The organism is Aliiglaciecola lipolytica, from assembly GCF_018860635.1.
Lineage (GTDB): Bacteria > Pseudomonadota > Gammaproteobacteria > Enterobacterales > Alteromonadaceae > Aliiglaciecola > Aliiglaciecola lipolytica_A.
This window is the reverse complement of the sequence record NZ_JAHKPT010000026.1, coordinates 120294-146450: the sequence shown is the minus strand read 5'-3', so window position 1 is coordinate 146450 and position 26157 is coordinate 120294. Positions and strand designations below refer to the sequence as shown.

The window sequence follows — 26157 nt, the reverse complement described above, 5'->3', positions numbered from 1 at the left end:
CTATTCTGAAACTTTGACTATAACTTTACCGATATTTTTACCGTTCATTAGTCGACAGAAAGCGTCGGGCGCATTTTCAATGCCTGTAGTAATCTCTTCAAACAACACTAATCGTTTATCGTCGATGTATGATTGACATTCTTTGATGAACTCGGCTCGTTGTCCTTCAAAATCATAAACCACAAAGCCATATACAGTAGCCCGGCTTTTTATCCACATTGCTGGCATAGGGCCACCAGAACGCTCGGTTTTATTCACTTCAGACATGATGCCACACAGAATAACCCGAGCGCCTATGGCCAATTGGGTTGAAACGATATTTAATGTTTCACCACCCACTAAATCTAAATAAATATCTACACCGTCAGGGCAGTACTCTTTCAATTTCTCTGCGACATTTTCATTTTTGCGGTCAATACAAGCATCGTAGCCCAGTTTTTCAACGGCCAAGCGGCATTTTTCTTCGCCGCCGGCGATGCCGATAACTTTGCATCCGTATATTTTGGCAAGCTGAGCGGCTGTAGAACCTACTCCACCAGTTGCTGCCGGAATAACTACTGTGTCACCTTGTTTGGGGGCACCTTTAAGAATTAAAGCAGCGTAAGCTGTTAAACCTGTAGAACCTAAAGCAGATAAATAAGCAGAATAAGACGAGGCATCTGCAGGCAATTTAGTGAGCGCTTTAGCCGGTAAAACTGCATATTGCTGCCAGCCTCCAAAACCTCGTACGATATCACCCTTTTTAAACTCATTAGATTTGCTATCGATGACACGTGCTACTGTTTCACCGTTCATCATTGTTCCTGGCAATACCGAACCGGAAATATGTAATCCTGATATTTGACTGCGCATATAAGGGTCTAACGACAAATACATAATCTGGCACAGCACCTCATCGTTTTGCAAATTAGCTACTTCAGCTGTCGCTAATTTAAAATCAGATGGTTTTGGCACGCCTACAGGCGTTTCACTTAATTGAACGATTGTATTGATCATGTTTTCTCTTCTTATCAGCAAATATGCAGTCAACTTCGACTGACAATGTAATTTGATATTAGTTTAGTTTGTTTAGCTGCAAGGTACTTTGATAATTGTCATATAAGACATCTGTCATCGATAATCATTGATGGCCCTCGAATTTGAAATGTATTTATAGCTGTTTTTGGGTTTTCTTTAGCAATTTTGATTTTTGTTAAGGACGGTACAAATTCTCACTGTATTGTAAACTCAGCTTAAAAGAGGAGTTAACAAATGGGTATCGTAGAACTTTCCGTTCTAAAATGGGCACATATTATTGCAATGGTTTACTGGTTAGGTGGTGAGTGGGGGGTATTCCAAATCTCGTTTAACGTCGTTAATAGAAAGTTATCTATGGACGAAAGGAAACGACATTTAGAAACCGCATATCGCATAGATATACTCGCTAGAACAGGCATTTTATTATTATTTCCCCTTGGTTTCCACATGGGAAATATCTGGGGAATACAGCCCTATGGTGGTTGGGCACTGGTAGCAGTTTGGTCTGTTTTTGCGCTTTGGTTGGCACTTTGTTGGACGGCTTTTTTCTTCCGCGAAACGGATCGTGGTGTGATGCTGACAAAAATAGACGAAAAGCTACGTTATATATTTATTCCTGTAATCGCTATCTGTGCTATTTCTTCTCTATCAGGAAACGGTCCTTTTATTGCGGTAGAAGGAATGCGATGGTTCTCAGTAAAGATTTTATTGTTTTCTGTTTTGTTGTGTATTGGTTTGTACCTAAGATTTGTTATGCGCCAATGGACAACTATTTTCAGACAACTAGCTGAAAAACAAGATGACGCTTTAGAAGCTGAACTTGAGAACTCGATTCGAATCTCTCGCTATTTAGCATATCTATATTGGATCATTATTGCTGGTGTAGGCTTCTTGGGAGCGACTAAACCTTTCTAAGGTATGTCACTTCAGATAGTCAGAAGGCTTTAACATTTTATGTTAAAGCCTTTTTTAATGCCTGCTATTCATCCACTAAGGTGCGCCAATAGTAAGTGCTGGTTGATGCTTTATTGCCATTTACAAGCTAGGAGGTATACAGCTACTTACTGGTTTTCTAACCATGTTGCTTTATATTTTCCTTGCTCATCGGTTGTCACCACAACACCGGTGTTGTAGCGCTGGCGTAATAACTTTTGTTGTTTTTCTATCTCAGCGTGTTGAATTCGAACTGCCGAAAATACAGAAACGCCCCGCAATGGCCCGAGTTCATATATTTTATCTTCTGGATTAAGTCCTAAATTAACCACAATACGCGTATTGGGATTGGGTAAAGAGATTAGCATTTGGTAAGCGAGTTGCTTAGTTGATTTATTGGTTGAGGTAAAAAGAGCACTATTTTGCGTAACCGGTTGTATTTTGTCTTCTGTTCCAGCTCTATAGGCATTGAGAGGGGAGAAGACCACACTGCCAGGTGCTTGCAGATTATTGACAGAATGGGCTTTGCTAATTTGCACCAGTTGTACACCCATTGATTCGGGTATTTCGAGCCCAACGGCGCTACCTGGAAAATAACCAGGTGGGTAGAATTTCCTTTCCGTTATACTGGCCTCTGTTGCATTCACATCAATAGAGAAGATAGTGCCGTAGTGTTTTATCTTAGTATTAAATTTACCATCCATGTAGGTATTTTCACTAAGCCAATGGCCCTGTTGGACAGTCCAAAATGGCACAGATTTTAAATCTTCTGCATAGCTAGTGATTGCCGTACCAAGCAACATAGTGCCAGCCAATATTTTACAAACTAGTATGGGGGCTAAAGATTTAGTCGTTTTATGCAATAAGCGCATAGTTGGGGGCAGAGTTAGTAACATAATTAAGCCAATGAGTGTGTTAAGTGATGCAATAAAAAAAGGCGCCTAGATTAGGCGCCCTCGAATAACCAATTACAAATTAAAATGCGTAAGCGACTTTAACGCCAACTTCTCTTGGCATGATAGGGTCAACTACCGCACCTTGTGAAGTGAAGAAGTTAGGGATAGCACTGAAGTCAGTGTTTCGACGTCCAGTTGCCCAACCATCCTCGTCTGTGCAGTTTTTACAGTACAGTTCTACATCGATACCACTTTCATGTTGGAATCCCAAAGAGAGACTCAATAGTGAGTATGAATCAATTGTGGTCAAATTGAGCTCGTCAGTATAGGTTTTACCTCTGTAGGTTAAATCTGCACGTGCAGAATAATCCCACTCGCTATTTAACGTATCTTTCCAGCTAACACCTATTGCACCACTGTGTTTTGGTGAACGAGGGAGCGTGTTGCCAGCAGTTTCGAGGAAAGTACCGTATGGCAAGCCTAATACACTACGGAACGAGTTACTGTAGTAACTATCGTATTCAGATTCTGTATAACCATAAGCAAATTGAACATTTAGGTTTTGGCTAACCTGCCAACGACCTTCAGCTTCGATACCTTGCTGTGTACTTGAACCTTCCATTGTTGGGTTTAAGAAATAAGGGGTTCCCGTACTTGCACCAAAAAATGTATATAAACCAGAAGACTTCATTCCTTCCCATTCTTGATAAAATGCGACTAATGAGTACCACACGCTGCCATCTAATACAGCCTGTTTTAAGCCTAGCTCATAACTGGCTAAACTTTCTTCACCTGTGGTCTTTTGTACATTCGGGTTTTCTGCTAGGAATGCTGCCGCGTCGTCTTGGTCTATAGAGTCAAGTTGCGCATTATACGAACCAGGCAATAGCGCTTCTGAATAAGTAAGGAATACATTGGTATCAGCATTTGGTTTGTATTGAAGGCTCACTCGAGGTAAAAAAGCGTCGTAGTCTTGTTCAACTGCATCAGTTAACGTTGCTTCGCTTACACCACCACGGGTAATTGAGGTGTCTTCTTGATAGCGACCTTCAAATACTGCTGTAAATTCGTCAGTAAAATCATATTCAATGGCACCAAAAACGCCCGTAGAAGCAATGTTGGTAGCATCAAGTGAGCTTGAACCATAACCAAATTCTAGACCACCAAACAAACCGTTAAATACATTCCAACCGCCGTCAACGTCGCCCATTTGGTCAATTTCTGATTTACTTACACCTACCATCCAACGCAACTTGCCTGCATTATCGAATGTGAAACGCGCTTCGGTTGACCAAGACTCTAATTCTAACCAAGTTGCCGTTATCCAAGCTTCACTGTCTGTTTGGTCGCTATCACGAATTTGCGTGGTATCTCTTTTATTGTAGCCAGCTAATATTGACAAGGTATAGTCATCTGAGATTAGGTATTCAGCATCTAATGAAAAGACCACTAACTCAGCAGCTAGGCCAATTTTATTAAGGCTTGGAGTATCGCCTGAGTCGGGGCGTTGGTTTAGTAAATCTAAGGTATTGTAAGTGCCGTCGGCAAGTATTTGGTCAAACATTGGTTGCCCTGCAACTACAAGGTCGTAAAACGTTGCGTTGTTGCTCACATCTATTGTTGGTAGGGAACCAGTAAGCCAAGGCTGGGTAAAGGTAACATCCTGAATGCCGTTGTTGGTTGGAATAGTAATTCCATCACCAGCTGAAATATTGTTATAAATAGAGAAAGGCACAAATGTACCACTTGTCGCGCCATCATCATCTTCGGAATAGGCAAAGCGTGTTTTTATACTTAAGTCATCAGTTGGTGTAAATGACACTATTAACGAAACACCTGTGGTTTTTTCTTCTCCAAGTTCACCGCCATCATTGGCTGTAAAAGGGGCCCCTTGTTTACGAGAAAATGCAGTTAGGCGAGCATTTAAATTTTCAATAACTTCACCTTCTACATAACCTTCTAGCTCTTGGCTACCAAATGTAGGACTGTAGTTAACCGAAACGCCACCATTAAAATCACTAGTTGGGGTGACTGTAGTGTAATTAATTGCACCACCAAAAGTACCACGGCCAAAATAGACTGGTTGTGGCCCACGGATTACCTCTACCTGTGCGATATCACTAAATGAAACTGAACTTGCACCGCCGAGCATGGCAACACCGTCTACCAAGAAACCACCTGTTTGTGTGGTCGGTGTGGTAATAGCGATATCCATTCCTCTAAAGCGAATACCTGGATTATATCTACCTGGTTGGGAGTTACCCACGTTTTGGAAATCCAAATTAGGGGCAAAATTAGCTAAGGTCTCTATGTCTGCAATTCCTTTCTCTTTTAAATCTGCACTAGTAAATGCTTGGATTGAAAGAGGTACTTCTATAATGGATTCATCTGTTTTACGCGCACTAACCGTAATTCTTTCCAGTGAATTACTGTTAACCTCAGTTTCTGCGCCAGCATCTTGAGCGTGTACCAGCGTTGTAGCAATTGGAGATAACGCGAATGCGGTTCCCGCAATATACACGTATTTGCGTAATTTAGAGTTGATCATAACCATTCCTTTTTTAGTGTTTATCTAGGCAGCGATTAACTTTTACGAAAAATGAAACGTTCTTTTGTGATTTTTGTGTTTTTTAAATAACCTGTAACATTTAAAAGTTAACCGACACTCGCAACCTTTGTGCTTATGTGCTACCAGCATAAGCAGCTTGAATTTTCGCCGCCTTAACAAATGTCAAAAACCAAGTGATTTTTGTGTTTTAATTTATCTAAACCTGTTGAACTGCGGTAAATACTTAATATTATTAGCATTTTCCAAGATGTTTGCAGGAAGGTGCTAGTTTAAAAGTAGCAAAATTGTATTAAGAGAAACCAAGTGGGATGAAAAAGATGTAATCAATCAGAGAAGGGGGAGGGCGCCAAGACCCTAACAAAATACGTTAAGGCCTTAGCTCAATATCGTTGGCTAAGCAGCCGTTTTACTTAATTTAGTATAGGCAGTTTCTTTTACTTGGGTAATACACGGAATGGCTATCAAAATAAGTCCAAAGAATACCCAAAAAGCTAAATCGTAGCTTGAGTTCATTCCATAAAATACCCCGGTAAGCCAAATACCTAATCCGCCGCCTAAGCAATCTAATACGGTAATTGTCCCTAGTATTTTACCTGCTGATTTTAATCCAAAACAATTAACTGCAGACAATTGAATGGTCGTGTACACGCCGCCCCAGCCTAGGCCGAACAATACGATTGCTTCCCACAAAACAGCTTTATTCATCAATGCTAATAATAACGACCCGGTCAACATTATCGCAATATTACCAATGAAAACCTTTTTGAAATGTATGTGGTCAGCGACAAAGCCAAAAACAAATTTACCAATCAACGCGCACATAAAAAATAAACTAATTGCGTTTGCGGCAGTGCTAGTTTCAAACCCCAAATCACGCATATATAGGAATAGATGAGCTTGAACACCTAAGACCGTATAAAAGGTGGTCATGGCAACTAAAGTAAGTGCCCAAAAAGTGCGGGTGCGAAGAGCGTCTATATAGCTCATACCTGTTAATGGTTGAGGTTTGCTTTGCTCCGCTGTTTGGTTGGCTTTCTGCTTCATCTGTGAAGGGCGATCTTTTACTAAAACTGCGACTACAATCAACATAGTTAAAGGAAATGCGACGGCCCATTGCATGGTTTCTCGCCATCCGAACAATTCGTTCATATATAAACCGTATTGAGGGAATAAAACACCTCCTAAACTAGTGCCAACTAAGGTAATACCAATGGCCGCGCCACGTTTTGAGGTAAACCAATTGGAAACTAAAATAACCGCAGGATTAAGACCACATAGAATCAATACTAAGCCTAGTAATGCGTGGACGACATACAATCCTTGCAATGAATCTATTTGGCTATATGAAAAATAAGCTGTGGCTAATAATACCCAACCCATAAGTAACGCACGTTTAGCACCTATCTTGTCGATTATCATGCCACCGAAGGGAGCTAATAAAGCACTAGTGGCAAAGGTCACCATATCTCTGAACTTTAGTTCTCCTCGGCTCCATCCGAATTCTTTTATTAGGGATTCATCAAAAACAGATAAACCGGAAATGCCCATACCGTTACTAACAAGTAACGCGATACATGCAATAGAGGCGATTAGCCATGGATAATGTTTATTCATATTATTTCCAATGTTAGTCATTGTGTTTTAGGTATTAGGTTCTGCTTAAACGAAGTCGAGTGGATCTGGTCCGAGTCGCTGGTTTTTATCTAACGCATCTATTGTTTTGAGTTCATCCGGAGTCAAAACGAAATCGAAAACATCAATATTTTCAGCAATACGAGATGGAGTAACAGACTTAGGTATGACTAAGGTGTTTTTCTGTATGTGCCAACGCAATACTACCTGTGCTGGAGACTTTTGATGCGCTGCTGCGATGGCCATCACTTCTGGACGCTCAAAAATACCTTCACCACCTTGTGCTAAAGGACTCCATGCTTGGACCAATATATCCCGTTCAGTGCACCATTTAGATAAGGATTGTTGGCTAAATAGGGGATGTTTTTCGATTTGGTTTATTACTGGTGTGATGCCGGTTTGCTGGATGAGAGTGTCGATATGTTCAGGTAAAAAGTTGCTCACCCCAATGGATTTTATCAAACCGCTGTGTTGCGCTTTAATTAACTCTTTCCATGCATTGGTATATTGACCTAAAGAAGGTGCGGGCCAATGGATCAGATAACAATCTAAATAATCTAGTTCTAGAAGCGTTAAACTTTTCTCAAGGGCTTTTTGGACATTACCCTGATCTTTGTTCCATAACTTGCTGGTAACAAAAATGTCTTCTCTGGCTAAATTACTCGACTTGATGGCAGTGCCAACACCACTTTCATTTTCATAAACAGAAGCTGTGTCAATTAAGCGATAACCCGCATCGAAAGCAGCGTGAATGGCGCTTACAACCTGTTCGTTACTGGCCTGCCATACACCCAAACCCAATTTGGGGATTGCATTTCCATCTAACATTTTAACGCTATTTGTCATTGTATTCTGTTCCTTTCGCGGATGCTTGCGCACTGCATTTAGCCTAATAAAAGGGAAGTTATAATCCTAAAGAGCCTGGATTAACAAGTCGCTCGGGATCAACTAGCCTTTTGATACGTTCAATGAGTTGTAAAGCTGTTGGTTTCAGACCTTCTTTATAGGCATAACTCTTTCCTATTTGGAAATGCACACCACCCATCTCACTGAATTTTGCCGCTATTTCTTTTTTTATCTTGGTAACGGCGTCACGGGCTTCGATGTTTTCGTCAAACTTTTTCAATTTATTATAATGGGCCGACTCTACGCTTTTTTCGTGCAATTCGTTGAGACAGTCTTGCCAAAAAAATACCGGCTCAATGACGAATGCATTGGTAGAAATAACCGCAAATAAATAACCAACACCAATATTCAATCGTTCCATTTCAGCTTTGTGACTAGTAAAAATGGCTTCAGCAGCATTAAACGCAGGGATGACTTTTGAGTGAGGGAATTGACCATGAACGGGTACCCAACGCTCACCATTTGGGCCGACCATATTATTTACTGGACCAAAAGGGTTCGCTCGGAGGATTTTGGGAATCGTATTTTCAATCTCTTTACCGTTATTTTTTTTCACAATGGCGCGGATATCATCAAGACATTGTTTTGCCGCTTGTGGTGAACGCTCTTCTACAAATGCATGTATTGAAAAATCAACATCATCCATAAAACCTCTGCCAGCAAACGCTATCTTAGATCCTTGTTTGATGGCTTGGCCAATAGACCCTGCTGATTTCATAAAACCAACTAGTGCTTTAGCATCAGAGGCTAAACTCTCCCGTTGTTTGCGCTGCGCTTGCAAAAACGGATCGAATCCGAAACATTCCATGGCTAAACCACGACGAGAAATTTCACTCATCGTAGTTAATGCATCATCCGAACTCTTAAAGTCCATCGAAATGTATTCTCTGGCAGTTAATTCGGGCATTAAGCGAAATGTTGCCCGTGTTTTAAATCCTAACGAGCCAGTATCGCCAACAAATAAGCCAGTTAAATCTGGTCCAAAATGGCGGAAAAAAGGAGTGCCATTGACTTGAGCTGCTGATCCGGTTTCTACTATTGAACCGTCAGCAAGTACGACTTCGATACTGATAACAGAGTCACCTATAGCTCCAAAGTGACCGGATCCCCAAAACATACCATTTTGTGATAACCCGCCACCTACTGTAGCGTAAATTCCTGACAATGTTCCCCAGCATGGAGTACGCAAACCGGTACCTTTCAATGCTTCATAAAGCGCTTTCCATGTACATCCACACTCAACTGTGACGTACATATCCTGTTCATTTATTTCTAGCACTTTAGACATTCTACTCATATCAATAATGATAGAATTGTCTTGTTGCGGCACATATCCACTGGTGTACGACATACCTCCACCGCGGGGGATAGTGATATATTTGTGTGCTGTAGCTGTTTTAACAACGTCAGCTAATTCGCTAGTAGAGCCTGGCTGAACAACGGCAATAGCAGGTTTTTCTTTAGTAAAAACATCTTGCGCATAGAGACTACAAGAATAGGAATCGGTTAAAACGTGTTCTTGACCAACAAATTTTACTAAGCTTTCTAAAACCTGTGATATATCACTTCTGCTATTCACTCTTCGTCTCCAAAAAAGTCTATTCAACTGAGCTAGTATGCGTGTTTGTTAGTGATATTCAGTTTCAACCTGACACTATAAATCTATTGGTCGCATGCTAAACCTAATTAGTAAAGTACTATTAATATAACAATAAAGCAATGTGTTCAAGAGATTAAACCAGCGATAAAACTAGAATCGAAAAGTTAGGTGTCCATCTGCAGGCATAGTTCAACAAGCTAACTGATTCTTCCAACATAATCATATTAAACTTAAATAAATTTATCTAAATCATATCCTTAGGATTTCGTTGAGGTGCACAAATTATGCTTTGTTAATGGCTTAAAATGAACCAAGACTAATTTATTTGAAGAAAAAGACCGAATGATATATATTTATATCTTTATTTTGTCGGTGTTATGTTATGAATCCAGATATAGATGTGGAAATTAGTGAAGTAGGCCCACGAGATGGTTTGCAAAGTATCAAACCAATTATGTCTACTAATGATAAAAAACGCTGGGTTAGTGCGTTAGCCGCGGCTGGCATTCCTGAAATTGAAGTCGGTTCATTCGTACCAGCGAGTATTCTTCCTCAGTTAGCTGATACCGCTGAAATAGTCGCTCATGCGCGCACAATTCCGGGCTTAAATGTGGCTGTGTTGGTCCCGAACTATCGGGGAGCTCAAGATGCAATAAAAGCCGGTGCACATAAAATAACTATTCCTTTGTCGGTGTCTGAAACCCATAGTTTAAAAAATGTACGCCGGACACACGCTCAAGTAATTCAAGAAGTTGCAAAAATTCGAGAATTGATTAATCAATCAGATAATCCGCAAAAACCGATATTGGAAGGTGGATTATCTACTGCCTTTGGTTGCACTTTAGAAGGAAATGTACCTGAGTCTAAAGTTTTCGAGATGGCTGAGAAATTAATTGAAGCTGGTTGTGACGAAGTGGGCTTATCGGATACCACAGGCTTCGGTACCCCAAATCAAGTGAAGCGATTAACTCTCGGGATTTGGGAGCTAGTGGGCAAAGACAGACTTACAGGTATTCATTTGCACAATACTCGTGGTCAGGGACTCGCTAATGTGATGACCGCCCTCGAGGTCGGCTTAAAAACCATAGATTCTTCAATGGCAGGAATCGGCGGATGCCCATTTGCTCCCGGTGCTTCAGGTAACATAATCACTGAAGACTTGGTTTTTCTACTTGAGGGTATGGGATTAAAAACAGGAATCAACTATCAGCGTTTATTGTTAGCTCGAAAAATTCTGCGTGACAGTTTACCTGTTGAAGTTGATTTGTATGGCTTTACACCTGAAGCTGGATTGCCGAAGGGGTTTCAGATGGCCACAGCACAATATTAATTGATTTCACAATGTGTTTCTGCATGAAGTTGCAACTATGAAAATTAGTACAATAAATGGAACTAGTTTCCAGCAAAATAGTGGCGAAACAATTCTTGATGCCAGTATCAATGCTGGCTATCCGATTAATCACAGTTGCCGTTCTGGTCGCTGTGGTTTTTGTAAGGTGCAATTACTTTCCGGCGAAACTTCTGCGTATCGTGCAGAGCAACTTTTACAGCAAGACAGAGATGACAATTGGATACTCTCATGTTGCCATACCGCGTTGACTGATATTGAAATTGATGCCGGTAATCTTACTCAAGTAATCATTCCTAAAGTTTGTTCGATTCCCTGTGCGATTGATGCAATTGAGTTGTTGAGCCCGACAATGTTAATGGTAACTTTACAGCTACCATTGATAGTTAAATTTATGTATCTAGCTGGGCAATACGTGGATGTATTTACATCAGAGGGACTATCAAGCAGCTATTGGTTGAGTAAAGCGAGTGTAGAGCAGCAAAAAATAGAACTACATATTGCGCACAATGAACTAGATCCTATGCATCAATATTGGTTTCTTCAAGCCAAAGTCAAAGACCTTCTTAAACTTGAAGGACCTAAAGGTACCCACTTCTTGCGTGATACTGCCCATCGAGATCTGTTCTTTCTAGCGTTTGGGGCTGGTATTGCTGCTATTACAGCCATGCTAGAAGCCCATGCAAATTTAGCAAAAGACAAGCAAGCTGCAAGTATTACCGTGATTTGGCAAGGTCAACAGCCAGAAGATTTCTATTTTGATGTAGCGCAAATGGATAGTGATATTCGATTTATTCGCACGTTGTCTTCAGCTTGTCCCGCTTGGTCTGGTCAATTGGGTGAAGCGCAAGATGTTATGTTGGGTATGCAACCCCAAATGCACAATGCTGATGTGTATGCCACTGGTCCTGCTTTTAAGTTAGAGCATGCACAAAAAGTATTAAGCCAGCATGCTCTTAATCCTAGACGTTTTTTTTCACAGGCAACCTGTGAATAAGTTTGCGATCAATGTCGGTTTACTTCGGCCGTTCTTTTGTCCTAACCGAAAATGTTCACAGACTTCCAGACTTGCCCGATTCAGTAAAAAGCGCTTATTTCAGCAGTTGCAGAAATCCGAATATTAGTGCGCAAATATTGACAATTGTCATAGTGAAGTGAGTGAGTTAACGGTAGATTAAATCCATCTTGGCGCGATTATATCTGATTAAGTTTAGCTGTAATCCCATATACATCAAACACTTGTGTTTGCAGTGCAGAGTCATACGAATTTACCCCTTCTTGTCTGAGTAAGGGTGAAGTTTAGTTTAGAAAATAGCAGAAGATATACACATAAAATCTTACTAATAATAATGTAACTTCGGAGAAAGCACTATGAAAAAAGCGAACATAAGCCTCATGATTAAAATGGCCTTGGGGGGTGTTTTAGCTTCCTCAGGTGTCGCTTTTGGGCAAGACAGTCAAACCTCTGATTTAAGCCTAGAAAAGATTACGGTGACGGCACAGCGGAAAGAGGAAAGTATCCAAAGCTCTCCTGTTTCCATTTCCGCACTGGGTCCCGAAGATATTGAACGACTACAAATTGATAATACAAAAGATCTAAGTCAGGTTATGCCCAATGTCATGATTAAGGGGGTTACTGGTGGTAGCGCCGGGATTACGCCTTTTATTCGTGGTGGAGGGGTGACCGATGGTGCACTTATTACTTCTGAGCCAGAAGTGGGTATCTACATTGATGATGTTTATCAACCTCGATCTGCGGCGTCTTTCATTGAATCCCTAGAACTAGAACGCATTGAAGTACTTCGTGGGCCGCAAGGAACACTTTACGGACGTAACAGCTCGTCAGGTGCCCTGAAAATTATTTCCCGGGTACCAGATGATTTATTCCGCTTTAAAAACGAAGTAGGGATTGGTAGCTGGAACGAAATATATGACAAATTTAGTATCAGTGGCCCGCTAAGTGATGACGAAAAGCTGCGCGGTGGTATTACAGGCATGCTGCGCAAGCGCGATGGTGGCCGCCAGTATAATGCAACATTAGATAAAGAGGTTGGTGAAGAAGACTACGCAGGTTTCCAGGGCGACTTATTTTATGAAGGTGAAACGTACACCGCAAGGTGGAAGTACTTTTATACCAATTATGAAAGTGACGGCCTATATGCATCCTCCCTTGACCCTTTTCAAGTTGATAATGAATACGACCAAATACCCTTTACCTCTGGCGAATTCGATACGGTTTTATCGCCTTTTGAATCCTCAACTGAAGATAAACAATATGGTACCAGTGTCCATCTAACCAAACAAATCAGTGATTCCATGAAGCTGTTATCGGTTACCTCATGGTCAAAGTTGCAGAATGATTGGTCTACTGGGTTCAGTGGCGGTGTGGCAAATGCGTTGTTAGGCATAGAAGGTGATGGTTACGTGGAATTATTTTCACGGGATTCCGTCAGTGATCAAAACAGTTTTAGCCAAGAGTTACAATTGCAGGGCGAGGCTTGGGAAAACCGAGTAAGTTATATTGCCGGTTTGTATTATTTTAACGAATCAGGCGAACAAATTGTCAATTCAACGGTTTTCTTCGCCCCTTCCTATGGCGATTTTGACATAGATACAAAAAGTTATGCGGTATTCGGTCAGGCTAATGTCAACTTAACAGACAAACTTGGTTTGATTGTTGGTGCCCGTTATACCCGAGATGAAAAATCCCTTGACGCTACCCTAGAAACAAGTCCGGTAAACCGTGAGGATACCTTCAAAAAATTCACGCCTAAAGTGGCCTTAAACTATCAAGCCAACGACGACTTGTTGCTTTACACAAGTTACACCGAAGGCTTCAAAGCTGGCGGATACAATAGTTTGGCGTCTACACCAGAAGGTCTTAATACGCCCTTTGAGATGCAAGTGATGGATGCTTATGAAGCGGGTTTGAAAAGTGAATGGTGGAACAACCGTTTACGTATCAATGTCGCCGGATTTTTCAATGAATATTCTAGTTTACAACAACAATCTGTAGACGAATTTGGTTCATTTATTACTGAAAATTACGATGCCGAGCATAAGGGTATCGAGGTCGAACTTAATGTTCGTTTAACCTCTAATTTGAATTTATGGGCTAACGGTGTTTCCCAAGATAGCGAATATACCGCTGTCAGTGTTAATGGCGTTTCGTCAAACGGTGGCTTGGTCGGCAACAAAATGACCAATGTGTTTGAGTTTCAATATGCAGCAGGATTGGACTATACACAAGACATTGGTGACGGAACCTTAATGTTAGGCACGAATGTTAATCATCGTGATGATTATTATTCAACAGCAGATAACTCAGAGATTGGTCATATAGAGCCAGTAACATTAATCGATGCTTACGCGGCTTACGCCTATGAACGCTGGAAATTCACTTTATCGGGTAAAAACCTTGGTAATGAAAAATACGCGTTTACCGGCTTTGGCTTTAGTTTGATTCAACCTCGTTTTATGGCCGACCCGATGACGTGGCGATTGAGTGTATCGTACGAATTATAGAAAAATCATCTGGAAAGGTTAGGACAATGTGAGAACCACATTGTCCCTTTATAACGCTTAAACACTCAACATCTAAATGTCTTTGATGTGGTGTTTGATGTAAGCACTTACTCTTTTTGAATAAAGGTGAAATTAATATGAAATCTACACAGATTATTGTGGCAGGTGCAGGCCCTGTAGGGACGGTTACCGCATATCGTCTAGCAAGTATGGGGTTTGATGTCATGTTGTGTGAAGCCGGCCCTAATTGTGCTGTTGATTTGCGCGCATCGACCTTCCATCCGCCTACTTTAGAAATGCTTGATGAGCTAGGCATGGCCGACGAACTAATCGAACGAGGACTGAAAGCGCCGATTTATCATTTCCGTGAACGGGCAACCGGAGAGGTTGTTGAATTTGATTTATCTGAATTAGAAGGTAAGGAAAAATTCCCTTACCGCTTGCAGTGCGAACAACATGTACTAGCCAGTATGGTTGCCGAAAAATTAAATAATCATCCTAAAGCTGAAGTTCGATTTAGTCACCGAGTGGTCCACTTCGAACAGACCGACGATGGGGTTGAAGTGGCACTAGAAGGGCCTTTTTCGATTGAAAAAGTAAAAGCCAAATATTTGGTCGCCGCGGACGGTGGTAATTCAATTATTCGCAAATGGTTAGGCGTTGAATTTGAAGGCTTTACCTACCCTGAAAAGTTCTTAACCCTATCTACAAAAGTTGAGTTAAAAGACTACATCGATAACCTTGCTTACGTTAGTTACGTGTCCGATCCAAAAGAATGGATGGTACTGCTACGTGTGCCAAGTGTTTGGCGAATTTTGGTACCTGCTAGTGAAGATCAACCAGACGAGTACTTATTGTCTGATGAGAAGAAAAACCAGGTATTCCGAGATTTAATCGGTCGTGATGATGTTGAGACTGAACATAGAACCATTTACCGGGTACATCAACGGGTAGCTAAAAAATTCAATCACGGACGAGTATGTTTGGTCGGTGATGCTTGTCATATGAACAATCCACTAGGTGGTTTTGGCATGAATAGCGGTATTCATGACGGTTGGAATTTAGCCGACAAAATCAAGTTAAACCTTACCGAAGGTCATGATGACGCTAATTTTGAATTATATGACGCTCAACGTCGTCCAGTAACCCATAGTTTTATTCAAGCGCAGACGATGCAAAACAAAAAGCTGTTAGAGCATAGTCCTGAAGAGAACCATGCGATGCGTTTACAAGAAATGCACGATATCTGCAATGACGACGAAAAACGCTTAGCTTTTCTGAGACGACAAGCCATGTTTACCAGTCTTGAAGAAGCTAACAAAATCAAATAGGAAAAATAATGAAAGACGCACTTGGATACAGAGCTAAATTTGGCGTATTAGGTCCTTCGACTAATACAATTGTGCAACCTGAATTTGATGAAATGCGCCCTGCTGGTGTCACAAATCACTACAGCCGTATCGTAATTGAAAATGCAAAAGCTGTTTCAAATGATAGTTTTATGGCCGGCACCAAGATGATTGATGAAGGTACCGAGGAAGCGGTAAGAGGCGTATTAACTTGTGCACCTGACTACTTAGTTATGGGTATGTCTGCGGTGACTTTTTATGGTGGTGCTAAAGGCGCAGAAGCCTGGAAAAAACGCATTGAAACGTTTTCAGGCTTAAGAATTTCAATGGGGTCAGAGTCACTTATTGCTGCGATGGAAGCTATTGGTGGAATTAAAAAGGTAGCCTTTTTATCGCCTTATTTCCCAGTTGCAAACAAAGAAGTTGAAAACTATTTGAGCGATTACGGATACGAAACTGTGCGTGATATTCCGTTACAACGTCCTAGCTGGTTGAGTATTGCTGAAACACCGTTTTCAATGTCTCGCGATACTGTGAAGAAACTTGATAGCGATGATGTTGATGCAATTATACAAGTTGGTACTAACCTTTGTATGGCAAGACTTGCGCCTAAATTAGAACTTGAATTAGGTAAACCAGTTATTGCGATTAATACGTCCACTTATTGGCATGCATTACGTGCATACGGCATAACCGACAAGGTTAGCGGTTTTGGACGTTTGTTAGAGGAGTTTTAAGATGGAGTATGATTACGTACCAATTAGCGAACGTGGTCAATTAAAATGGCCCGATGGTAAAAAAGTCGCTTTGATTTTAACCTTCAATCTTGAAACATGGGATCTGACTAAGGACACCGACGAGCCTTACTATGCTGGTGGTCCAGCAGTATTGCCGGATACTTTGCCTGGTAATATTCCTGATTTTCCAAATTTCAGCTGGCGTGAATACGGTCAGCGTGTTGGCATATGGCGTTTATACGAGCTATTTGATGAACTTAAAGTAAAAGCCAGTTGTACGACTAATGCAGTCACTTTTGAGCGTCGTGCTGCTATGGTGCAAGCTTGTTTAGATCGTGGGTGGGAATTGATTACCCATAACTACGAGCAAGGTGAATTACTTACTAATTTCGCACATCAGCCAGAAAAAGAGCAAGAAGTTATCTCTCGTTCAATCGATATGTTTGAACAATATGTTGGTAGACGTCCGGTTGGTTGGTTGTCGTCGTCATTGCGCGGTACGCTAAATACGCCAGCTATTCTTGCTAAAGAAGGCTACAAGTTTTATTGCGACATTATGAACGATGATCAACCCTTTATGATCCGCACTGATAACGGCCCAATAGTGTCAGTTCCTTACTCTAATGAAATCAATGATTTCACTATCATAACTCGCCGTGGACACACTACCGACGAGTATAGAGATATTTTGATTGAAGAATTGAATGTACTGTATAAAGAAGGTGCAACTCAGGCTCGTATCATGAACGTTGGATTACACCCTCATGTTACCGGTCGAGCTTATCGGATTAGAGCGATTCGAGAGTTTATTGAATACGCAAAAACCTTACCTGATGTTTGGTGGACGACACGAGAAGAGATTGCTGATTGGTATTTAGAACATCAGCAAGAACATCATATTCCTGGTCAAATATAAGTCGAACTGAAATCCAATAAGGAGCCTTTTATGACGAATGCAATACTAAACGACGGCGTTATTCCAGAACCGCAAACTCAAGCAGTACGCGATTTACTTGCGACAACACCTGATAAGCAGCTGTTCATTAACGGAGAGTATTGCTCGCCTAAAAGTGGCCAGTATTTAGAAACCTGCGATCCTGCTACGGGTAAAATCATAGCGCGCATCGCCAATGCGAATCAGGCTGATGTGGATAATGCGGTCGCCGCTGCACAACAAGCATTAAAGGGTCCTTGGGCAACGATGACACCTATGGAACGCAGCATGATTCTAAATCGTATCGCTGATTTAGTTGATCTGCATATGGATGAATTATGCGAATTAGAGGTGCTTGACCAAGGTAAGCCATGGTTTGTGGCACGTTGGGCGGAAGTGCCAGCTGTCGCGGGACAGTTTCGCTTTTTTGCCGGACAAGCACTGACCCTTGATGGCAATACGTTGAACCCATCAGTGAATTACCAACCTGAAGGTAAACAAGTTCATGCCTGGACTGTGCGCGAACCTGTGGGAGTGGTCGCTGCCATTACCCCTTGGAATTCACCGTTAATTCTTACTGCCATGAAGTTAGCTCCAGCGCTCGCCGCAGGCTGCACCATAGTGCATAAACCCGCAGAACTAACTTCGCTCACAGCATTACGTTTGGCCGAGTTAATTACTGAAGCGGGCGTACCACCTGGGGTAATGAATGTTGTGACCGGTGACGGTGCGCAGTGTGGAAGTGTGTTAGCCAGTCATGCGGGTGTGGATAAAGTGGCTTTTACAGGTTCAACAGCTACTGGTCGCGCAATAGTCGAAGCCAGTAAGCAAAATTTAACCCGTGTTACGCTAGAGCTAGGTGGTAAATCGCCAGCCATTGTACTCCCAGATGCTGACTTAGATTTAGCTATTCCAGGCATTGCCAATGGTATCTTTTTCAATGGCGGTCAAGTGTGTGTGGCGAATTCGCGAACCTATATCCATCGTTCTATTTTCGACAAAGTTGTTGAAGGTATTGCAGCTTATGGAGCAGGTTTGAAAGTAGGGCATGGGTTAAACCAAGATACGCAAATGGGACCTGTTGTTTCTGCTCAACAAGCGCAAAAAATTGAGCAGTATATTAAAGGGGCGAAAGCTGAAGGTGCGACTATTTTAACCGGTGGTGAACGTTTCGGCAGTGCTGGGACATTTATACAGCCCACTGTGGTTACAGGTACAAGCACCACCAGTCCTATTCATTGCCAAGAAGTCTTTGGTCCGGTAATTGTTGCAGAACCTTATGATGACATTAACGAAGCGTTGCAGTGGAGTAATGACAATGAATATGGTTTAGCAGCGAGTGTTTGGACTGAAAATTTATCGACTGCTCATCGTTTGTCTCGTCAGATACAAGCCGGAACCGTTTGGATTAATACCCATTCTATGTTTGACCCAGCGATGCCTATCGGTGGAATGAAAAACTCTGGTTATGGTCGTGACAGCGGCAAGCAAGCCATGGATAACTATTTGGAGTGGAAAACGGTGTGCGCCGTTTTGTAGTGTTAATTTACACTCTGTAGTAAATCAGAAAGCGGATATTGATGTTTCAATATCCGCTTTTTTAATTGCCCTAGCATCTGTGTTAGACGCTAGGTTAATTGATTGTTGTTAGTTGCTAAACAACCATTTTTCAGTGGTTTTCAATTGGTCTTCAAAACCTTGGATGGCACCTTTTTGCAGCAGGGTTATTGATATTTCATCGTGCCCTTGTAACAAATTTTGGCGTCTAGATTCATCAACAGTAAATGACCAACTGTGCTCAGTTCCATAACTCACTTTACAATTTTCTAAGTCAACAGTAAGTTGAATTGCGTCATGTTGTGCCGTTAGCTTGAATAACTTATCAACTACATCTGAAGGTAAAACAACGGGTAATACGCCGTTTTTGAAACAGTTGTTATAGAAGATGTCAGCGAAGCTAGGCGCAATTACCGCCTTGATTCCATAACCTTTTAACGCCCAAACTGCGTGCTCTCTGCTTGAACCACAACCAAAGTTTTCCCGCGCAATAAGAATGCTGGCATCAGTATATAGAGGGTTGTTCAAAACAAAGTCTGGGTTAGGTCTGCGGGTTTTAGTGTCTGTCCTGACATCACCAGGATCTAAATAACGTAAATCATCAAATAACCAATCGCCAAAGCCAAATTTACTAATCGACTTTAAATATTGTTTTGGCAGGATTGCATCAGTATCGACGTTGCTGCGATCAAAAGGTAAAACAGTACCTGTGTGAGATAAGAATTTTTCCATTATTGGACTCCACCTTCAGTGATATCGACAAAATGACCAGCAATAGCTGCAGCCGCAGCCATCGACGGGCTTACAAGGTGGGTTCGTCCACCACTGCCTTGACGTCCCTCAAAATTACGATTTGAGGTAGAAGCGCAATGTTCTCCCGTCATTAAACGATCGGCATTCATCGCTAAGCACATAGAACAGCCAGGCTCACGCCATTCGAAACCGGCAGCCAGAATGATTTTGTCTAAACCTTCAGCTTCAGCTTGTTGTTTGACTAAACCAGATCCAGGTACCACCAAAGCTTGTTTGATTGTTTTGGCAACCTGCTTACCTTCAACTACTTGCGCAACAGCGCGAATATCTTCGATGCGAGAGTTGGTACAAGAACCAATAAAAACACGATCTAAGTTAATATCAGTTATTGGTTGTCCGGCGCTTAATCCCATGTAATCAAGGGCTTTTTGATAGTCTTCAGATTTCCCTTTGAACAGGTTTGGGTTGGGGATTAACTGATCCACAGATATCACCATCTCTGGTGACGTTCCCCAACTTACTTGCGGTTTTATATCTTGCGCATTAAATTGAAATTCCACATCAAATTTGGCATCTGCATCACTATGCAATTCTCGCCACATAGTCGTCGCTTCTTGCCATTGTTCGTTTTTAGGCGCAAAAGGACGATCTTCAATGTAATCCTCGGTAACCTGATCATAAGCAACTAGTCCCGCTCGAGCGCCAGCTTCGATGGCCATGTTGCATACTGTCATGCGGCCTTCCATGCTTAAGCCGCGGATGGTTGAACCAGCAAACTCTATGGTAAATCCAGTGCCAGCGGCAGTGCCTATTTTACCAATAACATAAAGCACAACGTCTTTGGCAGTAACACCAGGATGCAGTTCACCGTTTACTTCTACCAGCATATTTTTGGCTTTGCGTTGCAGTAAACATTGGGTGGCTAATACGTGCTCGACTTCGGACGTACCTATACCCACTCCCAATGCGGCAAATGCACCATGAGTTGCGGTGTGAGAATCGCCACAGACTATTGTCATGCCAGGCAGTGTTAGCCCTTGTTCTGGCGAGATGACATGCACTATTCCTTGACGTATATCCTTAAGATCAAATTGCTGAATATTGAAGTCATGGCAGTTATCATCAAGGGTTTTTACTTGGATTCGCGATATGTCATCGGCAATACCTTCGATGCCTTCTTCGCGACCAGTGGTAGGTACATTATGATCTGGTGTAGCAATAACTGAGTCACGACGCCATGGTTGCCGGTTTGCTGCGCGCAATCCTTCAAAAGCCTGGGCTGAGGAAACCTCATGTACTATGTGCCTGTCTATGTATATCAACGACATGCCATCTTCAGAAGTCGTTATACAGCGACGTTCCCAAAGTTTGTCGTAAAGGGTTTTAGGGTTATCTTGTTTAACCATTTAATCTATTCTCCGGATTTCGTTTACTGGCAATTTGCATTTAAATGACTGAAACCAACCGCCGGTTTTGCAGCCATGCTTGATTTGATTTTATCTTTTCGTTACCTAACTTTAAGCGTGTTGGAATGCAGGCGTAATAGATGCTCGAAGATGGATTTCTTCTATGCAACGGGCTTCAATTTCGTCAATACTGTCACCGTGATTGGATAGTGAAATTTGGCCACCTTATACACAAAGCGTTTCTCGTACTGTTGCTATGGCGTTTAAATCATCCTTGTTGTCAGAAATGTCAACAGCTAAAAGATGAGTCATCTTTTCATTCCCTCAAGTTTACTAAACTCAGGTTTTTAATTTATCTGGTTTATTGCTATCTGGTGTTAACTCGCTAAACACGCCATGCATATTTGTAACGATGGATATTTGCGAACTAGAGTAGCGGGCGTTGTTTTTCACGCAATGACAAATATCAATGTTGAAACACTTTCATCTGGTAAATCTGTGTTGGGGTATTGCTTGCTAACTAGGTTTTTGGATTCGAGAAGTGATTTTAAGTGAACAATAAACGATATTGAGTGTATGGAAGCCTGATTTAGATGATAAAAATCAGGCTTTTATTTTGATTTGTTCTATTTTCTGCTTAGGGCAGTGGGTCCTTCAGTAGAAAGTAATGAGGTTAGTTGCTCTATCCCGTCAGATTGTGCGAAAAAGTAGCCATTAATCATTAATTCAGAAATTTTACTGACTTGCGTAAGTTCGGCTAGTTGTTTTGGACCAGGTAACTCTGGACGACAAATGGCACCTCCAAAATAGTGATCCACATCATCTAGCACCAGTGCGTAATGGTCGTTTGTCGATGCCGCCATCTCATAAGCATCAAGATGCGCTGACCAGTCTAACGAGGCACCCATTGGAATGTCATTAGTGCCGGTTTGAATTAAAGCTGGGACGGCTAAGCCAGAAAAACCTTGTTTATCAATTAATCCAGGCATCGCTGGTGGAGGAGAATAGGCTAATACCAATGCCACACGAGGGTCTGCTTGTGATGCATTCATGCCGTCTGGAATAGTAGCGTTTACGCCACCTTTTACTAACGCAGTTAATGCGCCATAGCTATGACCTGCGGCAATATAACGATCACCGCCATAGGTATCAGCCAATAATTGCATGTCTTCAAGTCGAGCTCGCCAAGACATACTGCGTTCAAATTTGTCACGCAAAGGGTGATCTGTTGAATCCATATGTAATGCACTATACACAGTGAAACCTTGTTCTATCCATGGTTCGATTAACGGATCATATTTCCAAGGGGCAGACAATGCGCCATGAGAAAATAGTATTACTCCTTTTTGTTCGCCTTTAGCCTGCCACTTCCAAACGGAAACGTCTCTATCATTTACTTTTAATGTTGTTGTCTGCGCTTCAAGCGCTAGAACCTGTGTACACAATGAGAACAGTATCGTTAGTGCAAATAACAGCCGATTAAATATCCGTTGTTTGTGGGGGGGAAAAAACATTTTATATACTCCTGTCAGCAGTTCTAGTTTAACGATACGAGTGATTACCTAGGTATATCACTCTTATATCTTGAATAATTTGATAACTGTCAAATCATTCAACAACAAGCTTAAATAAACGCATTTTTTGGTGCTTATATACTGATTTAACATCAAAAAAATCTGATTATTGACATTTGTTAATGCATGGGTGGTTTTCTGCAGTTAAGTTAAGCTCTTAGGCTATCAAATAGAGCACTATTTCATAGGCGATAAAAGCATATTACCCAGCCCCCAAGTATTCAAACCACAGGGTTTTCGATAACAAGGACAGGTAAATTTGAGCTATCAAAAGAATAAAAGAGGAATAATAAATGGAAATTAGCAACAAGATAATAGTCGCAGTACTAAGTGCCACCTTGTACTTAGTCAATATACCCTCTGCATTTAGTCACAGTGATGAAAACGCAACTGAAACTCATACAACTCGCACGCTATCCATGGATGATGTTAGAGCAAAGTATGCTGATAGTAACTCGAAATTTGTTGATTTGGACGGTATCAATGTTCATTACAAAGACGAAGGAAAAGGCCCCGTTATACTGCTTGTCCACGGAACATTAGGCGATTTATTTGATTGGGATGTTTGGACGCAGGAGCTATTGAAATCTGGTTTCCGTGTAGTTCGTTTTGATATTCCTGGATTTGGTTTGTCGGGCAATATTGCTAATGGTAACTATTCCGTTGATCGCACCCACACCCTGATTGATAGCTTAATGGACCATGTTGGCGCAGAGAAATTTGGCATAGCTGGTATCTCTTATGGTGGCATGGTTGTTTTTCGATATGCCGCAACCCGCACCGATAGAGTAACGTCCATGGTACTTATCAATTCTGCAGGTATTCAGACCGCTAATGCAGTTAAAAGAAAACCAAAAACTCCGGGTGAAAAACCCAAACGTACTAGTATCTTTATGTACTCACCGGTGGTTGAAAAAGATGACATAGTCTCTTTTTACGACAACTATATTAATGACAAAAGTAAAGTTACGCCTGAATTTGTACAACGGAAATTGGACTTTTTGAATATTCAAGAGCGCGATAAAACATCCATCGCAACCTTTAAACTTTATGAAAAAGGCGATCCGCAAAGAGTCTTATCCCATGTAAAAGCCCCAAGCTTGATAATGTGGGGAACGGCAAATAAAGCGTTAGATACAAAAACCGCTAGTGCATTTATTGATGCTTTACCTAATGCGTGTTTAACCAAGTTAGTTACTTTTGAAAGTGGCGGTCACTATATTAATATTGAACGTCCAATCGAAACAGTAAAAGTTGCTCAGTCTTTTTTCCTAGATCTGAAAAGCGCCAAACTTTGTAAGTAGCCATCGCTTTGCATCAAACTAAACTGTCGGTGAGCGAAAGGCTCAGCGACAGTTTTTTATGTAAATGACTACTGAGGACAAGAACCCAGATGCCAGTTCTGTGCATCTATGCTGTATAAACTGGTATTTCCCCATGTAGAGCCAGTCAGTGCTTCATCGCTACCTTGCGCAAAATAGCTAGGTGCGTACGGATTACCTGAGCTATAAGCCCTGCCTGCAGTCTTATGGTAATAATTGTAAGTAGTGAATTGCTCACAAGTTGGTTCGTCGTCACCATTTCCACCGCCATCATTATTGCCACCGCCATCATCATTTGAAGTACTGCATGCCTGAACTGGTCCAGTACAACTGGCGTCATCATCTTGCCACTGACATTGCTGTGCTGAAGCGGTTATTTCATTAAGTTTAAATGCATTGGTACTGTATTCTAAATAGCAATTTGCATAATTTGTGTAGTTTAATCGGCCAGCGTTTATATGTTGATCTAATGTGGCTGTTTGGCCAGCATCAATGCTGAAACTGACAGTATCCGTTGCTTGTAAGTTTGTAGAATCGGTGGCCACAATAGTGGCACTTTGCTGACCTCCGGCTAAACTGCATGCCTGAGCACTAAAGGTGTTCCCTTGCAATTGAGCCGTTTCATTTCCAGTTGAGAAGCTGACAATTACACTACTTAAATTCTGATTAACGTCTACCACTTTGCCAGAAACCGTGGCGCATTGATTATTCACAGTGGCAATAATTTCAGTTAAAACAGGAGCTGTAGCGGGGGGCGCAGGTCCAATTCTAACGGTACTCGAAGTCGCCTCAGATTGCGCTCCTAGGTTATCTGTCGCAACGGCCGTCACCAGATATAGCTCATCTGCAAGGCTTGCGCTTGAAATAGAAAAGCTGTTATTAGAGAAGGTTTGAGTACTGCTAGAATAATTATTCCCAACCGAATCTTCTATCTCGAAATCAACCTGTATTACCTGTCCATCAGGGTCACTGACTGTGCCGGTAATCAGAATTGTTCCGCTATTTTCCTGAGTATTTAAGGAATCTACCACAGGCGCTAAATTGCGGCTTACTCGCTGATTGTTGTCAGCAAAAAATTGTCCTAAATACATCGCATAGTTAATGCCTGCGCCACTGATATAAGAGCCACTCGCTCCTTGGCCTCCAGACCAAGAGTGGTCAACCCCATTTAACCACAACATTGAAACCCGGTTGTCTTGCCATAAAGTTTCATCGGCGGTTCTGCCGGCTAGGGTAATCTGTTGGCTGCTAGGGATTTGTTGTACGCCATAAACAGCGGCCATTCCTTGTGCATTTTGTTGGTTGTAACAGGTGTCAACCGTGGTGTCAGCATCTCCATGTGCTATTGACGCAATCTGTGTATCGAAATGAGAAGCAAAAGCGCCAGCATAAGTTTGGCAGCGACTGGCTACATTGGCCGACTCGCAACTTCCTAGTGCGCCACTGGAACTCGTGCCAATACTGGGGCCCGCGCTAATCCCCATTCCTGCAAAAATATCTGGGGCTAAACACGCTGTCGTATTCGCAAATGATGCCCCTGAAGAAAGTCCTGAAATATATACCTGATCATCATCAATGTTATAAGTAGGGTCACTGCGCAATGCTGTGGCTAGATTAATTAGGTTTTGATAATCAGCGGCTGTTCTTGACTTGGTCCCTTGCCAATATGACCAGCAACCAAAACCTGCTTTATTCATGGCGTTGGGCACAGCAACTACCATTCCATAAGCCTCAGCTGCTTGTTCCAAGTTTGCATTTAAATAAGTATCTATTGACTGAGTGCAGCCATGCAAAACTAACAACAATGCTCGTCCTTGACCCACGGAAGAGATGCTATCGGGGGTATAGATATGTACCTGACTAAACCCACCTACAGATTGATTATTTTGCCAACTACCGGCATTTGCACCTGAGGACAAGATTAATGTAAGCCAAAATAATCCATTCAGGATTCGAATATTTTTTAATAACATGTGTTTACCTTTTTTGTTAAAAAAATGTAAACGTAGCTTAGGGGCTTGTTTGAAATTTCGCCTTAGTACTTTAGTACAGCGCAAATCTCAGCAGTCAAATCACTCAGTAAATAACTACTCAGCGGC

Annotated in this window: 19 protein-coding genes; 9 read left to right on the top strand and 10 right to left on the bottom strand. The window is 41.7% G+C overall.

Annotation, left to right across the window (positions count from 1 at the left end; translation table 11 throughout):
* Nucleotides 1-996, bottom strand: coding sequence for an NADP-dependent oxidoreductase (locus KO530_RS15285; protein ID WP_216049316.1), 996 nt, complete (start codon nt 994-996; stop codon nt 1-3).
* A gap of 255 nt (nt 997-1251) precedes the next feature.
* Here KO530_RS15285 and KO530_RS15280 point away from each other — a divergent pair, with 255 nt between their 5' ends.
* Nucleotides 1252-1932 carry a hypothetical protein gene (locus KO530_RS15280; RefSeq protein ID WP_216049315.1) on the top strand — a complete coding sequence of 227 codons (681 nt, stop codon included), beginning with the start codon at nt 1252-1254 and terminating at the stop codon, nt 1930-1932.
* Between the two features lie 146 nt (nt 1933-2078).
* On the opposite strand, the gene KO530_RS15275 is transcribed toward KO530_RS15280, so the two are convergent.
* The 5 genes from KO530_RS15275 to KO530_RS15255 all read right to left on the bottom strand — a co-directional run bounded on the left by KO530_RS15275 (nt 2079) and on the right by KO530_RS15255 (nt 9532).
* Nucleotides 2079-2846 carry a hypothetical protein gene (locus tag KO530_RS15275; RefSeq protein ID WP_216049314.1) on the bottom strand — a complete coding sequence of 256 codons (768 nt, stop codon included), beginning with the start codon at nt 2844-2846 and terminating at the stop codon, nt 2079-2081.
* Between the two features lie 79 nt (nt 2847-2925).
* Entirely contained in the window at nt 2926-5394 is a 2469-nt protein-coding gene (locus KO530_RS15270) for a TonB-dependent receptor (RefSeq protein ID WP_216049313.1), read from the bottom strand.
* A gap of 414 nt (nt 5395-5808) precedes the next feature.
* Nucleotides 5809-7029: an MFS transporter gene (locus KO530_RS15265; protein ID WP_216049312.1), complete on the bottom strand. Its 1221-nt coding sequence runs from the start codon at nt 7027-7029 to the stop codon at nt 5809-5811.
* Between the two features lie 45 nt (nt 7030-7074).
* Nucleotides 7075-7893, bottom strand: a complete 819-nt coding sequence (locus tag KO530_RS15260) for an aldo/keto reductase (RefSeq protein ID WP_252729300.1) — start codon at nt 7891-7893, stop codon at nt 7075-7077.
* A gap of 58 nt (nt 7894-7951) precedes the next feature.
* The gene (locus KO530_RS15255; protein ID WP_216049311.1) at nt 7952-9532 is read right to left on the bottom strand and encodes an FAD-binding oxidoreductase; all 1581 of its coding nucleotides are present in this window, start codon (nt 9530-9532) and stop codon (nt 7952-7954) included.
* Nucleotides 9533-9935: 403 nt separating this feature from the next.
* Here KO530_RS15255 and KO530_RS15250 point away from each other — a divergent pair, with 403 nt between their 5' ends.
* The 7 genes from KO530_RS15250 (at nt 9936) to KO530_RS15220 (ending at nt 18985) form a co-directional block, all read left to right on the top strand.
* Nucleotides 9936-10883, top strand: coding sequence for a hydroxymethylglutaryl-CoA lyase (locus KO530_RS15250; RefSeq protein ID WP_216049310.1), 948 nt, complete (start codon nt 9936-9938; stop codon nt 10881-10883).
* Nucleotides 10884-10920: 37 nt separating this feature from the next.
* Nucleotides 10921-11898: a 2Fe-2S iron-sulfur cluster-binding protein gene (locus KO530_RS15245; protein WP_216049309.1), complete on the top strand. Its 978-nt coding sequence runs from the start codon at nt 10921-10923 to the stop codon at nt 11896-11898.
* Between the two features lie 374 nt (nt 11899-12272).
* The gene (locus tag KO530_RS15240) at nt 12273-14426 is read left to right on the top strand and encodes a TonB-dependent receptor (RefSeq protein WP_216049308.1); all 2154 of its coding nucleotides are present in this window, start codon (nt 12273-12275) and stop codon (nt 14424-14426) included.
* 137 nt (nt 14427-14563) lie between these two features.
* The gene (locus tag KO530_RS15235; RefSeq protein WP_216049307.1) at nt 14564-15757 is read left to right on the top strand and encodes an FAD-dependent oxidoreductase; all 1194 of its coding nucleotides are present in this window, start codon (nt 14564-14566) and stop codon (nt 15755-15757) included.
* A gap of 8 nt (nt 15758-15765) precedes the next feature.
* A complete protein-coding gene (locus KO530_RS15230) occupies nt 15766-16512 on the top strand; it encodes a maleate cis-trans isomerase family protein (RefSeq protein ID WP_216049306.1) in 747 nt (248 codons plus the stop codon).
* A gap of 1 nt (nt 16513) precedes the next feature.
* The gene (locus tag KO530_RS15225; RefSeq protein ID WP_216049305.1) at nt 16514-17428 is read left to right on the top strand and encodes a polysaccharide deacetylase family protein; all 915 of its coding nucleotides are present in this window, start codon (nt 16514-16516) and stop codon (nt 17426-17428) included.
* A gap of 30 nt (nt 17429-17458) precedes the next feature.
* Nucleotides 17459-18985 carry an aldehyde dehydrogenase family protein gene (locus tag KO530_RS15220; protein ID WP_216049304.1) on the top strand — a complete coding sequence of 509 codons (1527 nt, stop codon included), beginning with the start codon at nt 17459-17461 and terminating at the stop codon, nt 18983-18985.
* A gap of 108 nt (nt 18986-19093) precedes the next feature.
* Here the strand turns inward: KO530_RS15220 and leuD are convergent, their stop codons facing one another.
* The 3 genes from leuD to KO530_RS15205 all read right to left on the bottom strand — a co-directional run bounded on the left by leuD (nt 19094) and on the right by KO530_RS15205 (nt 22676).
* Nucleotides 19094-19735 carry a 3-isopropylmalate dehydratase small subunit gene (gene leuD, locus KO530_RS15215; RefSeq protein ID WP_216049303.1) on the bottom strand — a complete coding sequence of 214 codons (642 nt, stop codon included), beginning with the start codon at nt 19733-19735 and terminating at the stop codon, nt 19094-19096.
* Nucleotides 19735-21162 carry a 3-isopropylmalate dehydratase large subunit gene (gene leuC, locus KO530_RS15210; RefSeq protein ID WP_216049302.1) on the bottom strand — a complete coding sequence of 476 codons (1428 nt, stop codon included), beginning with the start codon at nt 21160-21162 and terminating at the stop codon, nt 19735-19737. The genes leuD and leuC overlap by 1 nt, the downstream gene beginning before the upstream one ends.
* Before the next feature lie 626 nt (nt 21163-21788).
* On the bottom strand, nt 21789-22676 hold the full coding sequence (locus KO530_RS15205; RefSeq protein WP_216049301.1) for an alpha/beta hydrolase family protein: 888 nt from the start codon (nt 22674-22676) through the stop codon (nt 21789-21791).
* Between the two features lie 353 nt (nt 22677-23029).
* Here KO530_RS15205 and KO530_RS15200 point away from each other — a divergent pair, with 353 nt between their 5' ends.
* Nucleotides 23030-24040, top strand: a complete 1011-nt coding sequence (locus tag KO530_RS15200; protein WP_216049300.1) for an alpha/beta fold hydrolase — start codon at nt 23030-23032, stop codon at nt 24038-24040.
* Nucleotides 24041-24108: 68 nt separating this feature from the next.
* Here KO530_RS15200 and KO530_RS15195 read toward each other — a convergent pair whose 3' ends face one another.
* Nucleotides 24109-26031 (bottom strand): extracellular catalytic domain type 1 short-chain-length polyhydroxyalkanoate depolymerase, encoded by a 1923-nt coding sequence (locus tag KO530_RS15195; RefSeq protein WP_216049299.1) that lies wholly within the window; start codon nt 26029-26031, stop codon nt 24109-24111.
* Nucleotides 26032-26157: the final 126 nt, after the last annotated feature.

Bases quoted from the DNA above. Each gene is read 5' to 3' on its own strand.
- KO530_RS15285 (WP_216049316.1), bottom strand. From the start codon at position 996: ATGATCAATACAATCGTTCAATTAAGTGAAACGCCTGTAGGCGTGCCA.
- KO530_RS15250 (WP_216049310.1), top strand. From the start codon at position 9,936: ATGAATCCAGATATAGATGTGGAAATTAGTGAAGTAGGCCCACGAGAT.
- KO530_RS15235 (WP_216049307.1), top strand. From the start codon at position 14,564: ATGAAATCTACACAGATTATTGTGGCAGGTGCAGGCCCTGTAGGGACG.
- KO530_RS15205 (WP_216049301.1), bottom strand. From the start codon at position 22,676: ATGTTTTTTCCCCCCCACAAACAACGGATATTTAATCGGCTGTTATTT.
- KO530_RS15230 (WP_216049306.1), top strand. From the start codon at position 15,766: ATGAAAGACGCACTTGGATACAGAGCTAAATTTGGCGTATTAGGTCCT.
- leuD (WP_216049303.1), bottom strand. From the start codon at position 19,735: ATGGAAAAATTCTTATCTCACACAGGTACTGTTTTACCTTTTGATCGC.
- KO530_RS15225 (WP_216049305.1), top strand. From the start codon at position 16,514: ATGGAGTATGATTACGTACCAATTAGCGAACGTGGTCAATTAAAATGG.
- KO530_RS15265 (WP_216049312.1), bottom strand. From the start codon at position 7,029: ATGAATAAACATTATCCATGGCTAATCGCCTCTATTGCATGTATCGCG.
- KO530_RS15280 (WP_216049315.1), top strand. From the start codon at position 1,252: ATGGGTATCGTAGAACTTTCCGTTCTAAAATGGGCACATATTATTGCA.
- KO530_RS15270 (WP_216049313.1), bottom strand. From the start codon at position 5,394: ATGATCAACTCTAAATTACGCAAATACGTGTATATTGCGGGAACCGCA.
- KO530_RS15275 (WP_216049314.1), bottom strand. From the start codon at position 2,846: ATGTTACTAACTCTGCCCCCAACTATGCGCTTATTGCATAAAACGACT.
- KO530_RS15260 (WP_252729300.1), bottom strand. From the start codon at position 7,893: ATGACAAATAGCGTTAAAATGTTAGATGGAAATGCAATCCCCAAATTG.
- KO530_RS15220 (WP_216049304.1), top strand. From the start codon at position 17,459: ATGACGAATGCAATACTAAACGACGGCGTTATTCCAGAACCGCAAACT.
- leuC (WP_216049302.1), bottom strand. From the start codon at position 21,162: ATGGTTAAACAAGATAACCCTAAAACCCTTTACGACAAACTTTGGGAA.
- KO530_RS15200 (WP_216049300.1), top strand. From the start codon at position 23,030: ATGGAAATTAGCAACAAGATAATAGTCGCAGTACTAAGTGCCACCTTG.
- KO530_RS15240 (WP_216049308.1), top strand. From the start codon at position 12,273: ATGAAAAAAGCGAACATAAGCCTCATGATTAAAATGGCCTTGGGGGGT.
- KO530_RS15245 (WP_216049309.1), top strand. From the start codon at position 10,921: ATGAAAATTAGTACAATAAATGGAACTAGTTTCCAGCAAAATAGTGGC.
- KO530_RS15195 (WP_216049299.1), bottom strand. From the start codon at position 26,031: ATGTTATTAAAAAATATTCGAATCCTGAATGGATTATTTTGGCTTACA.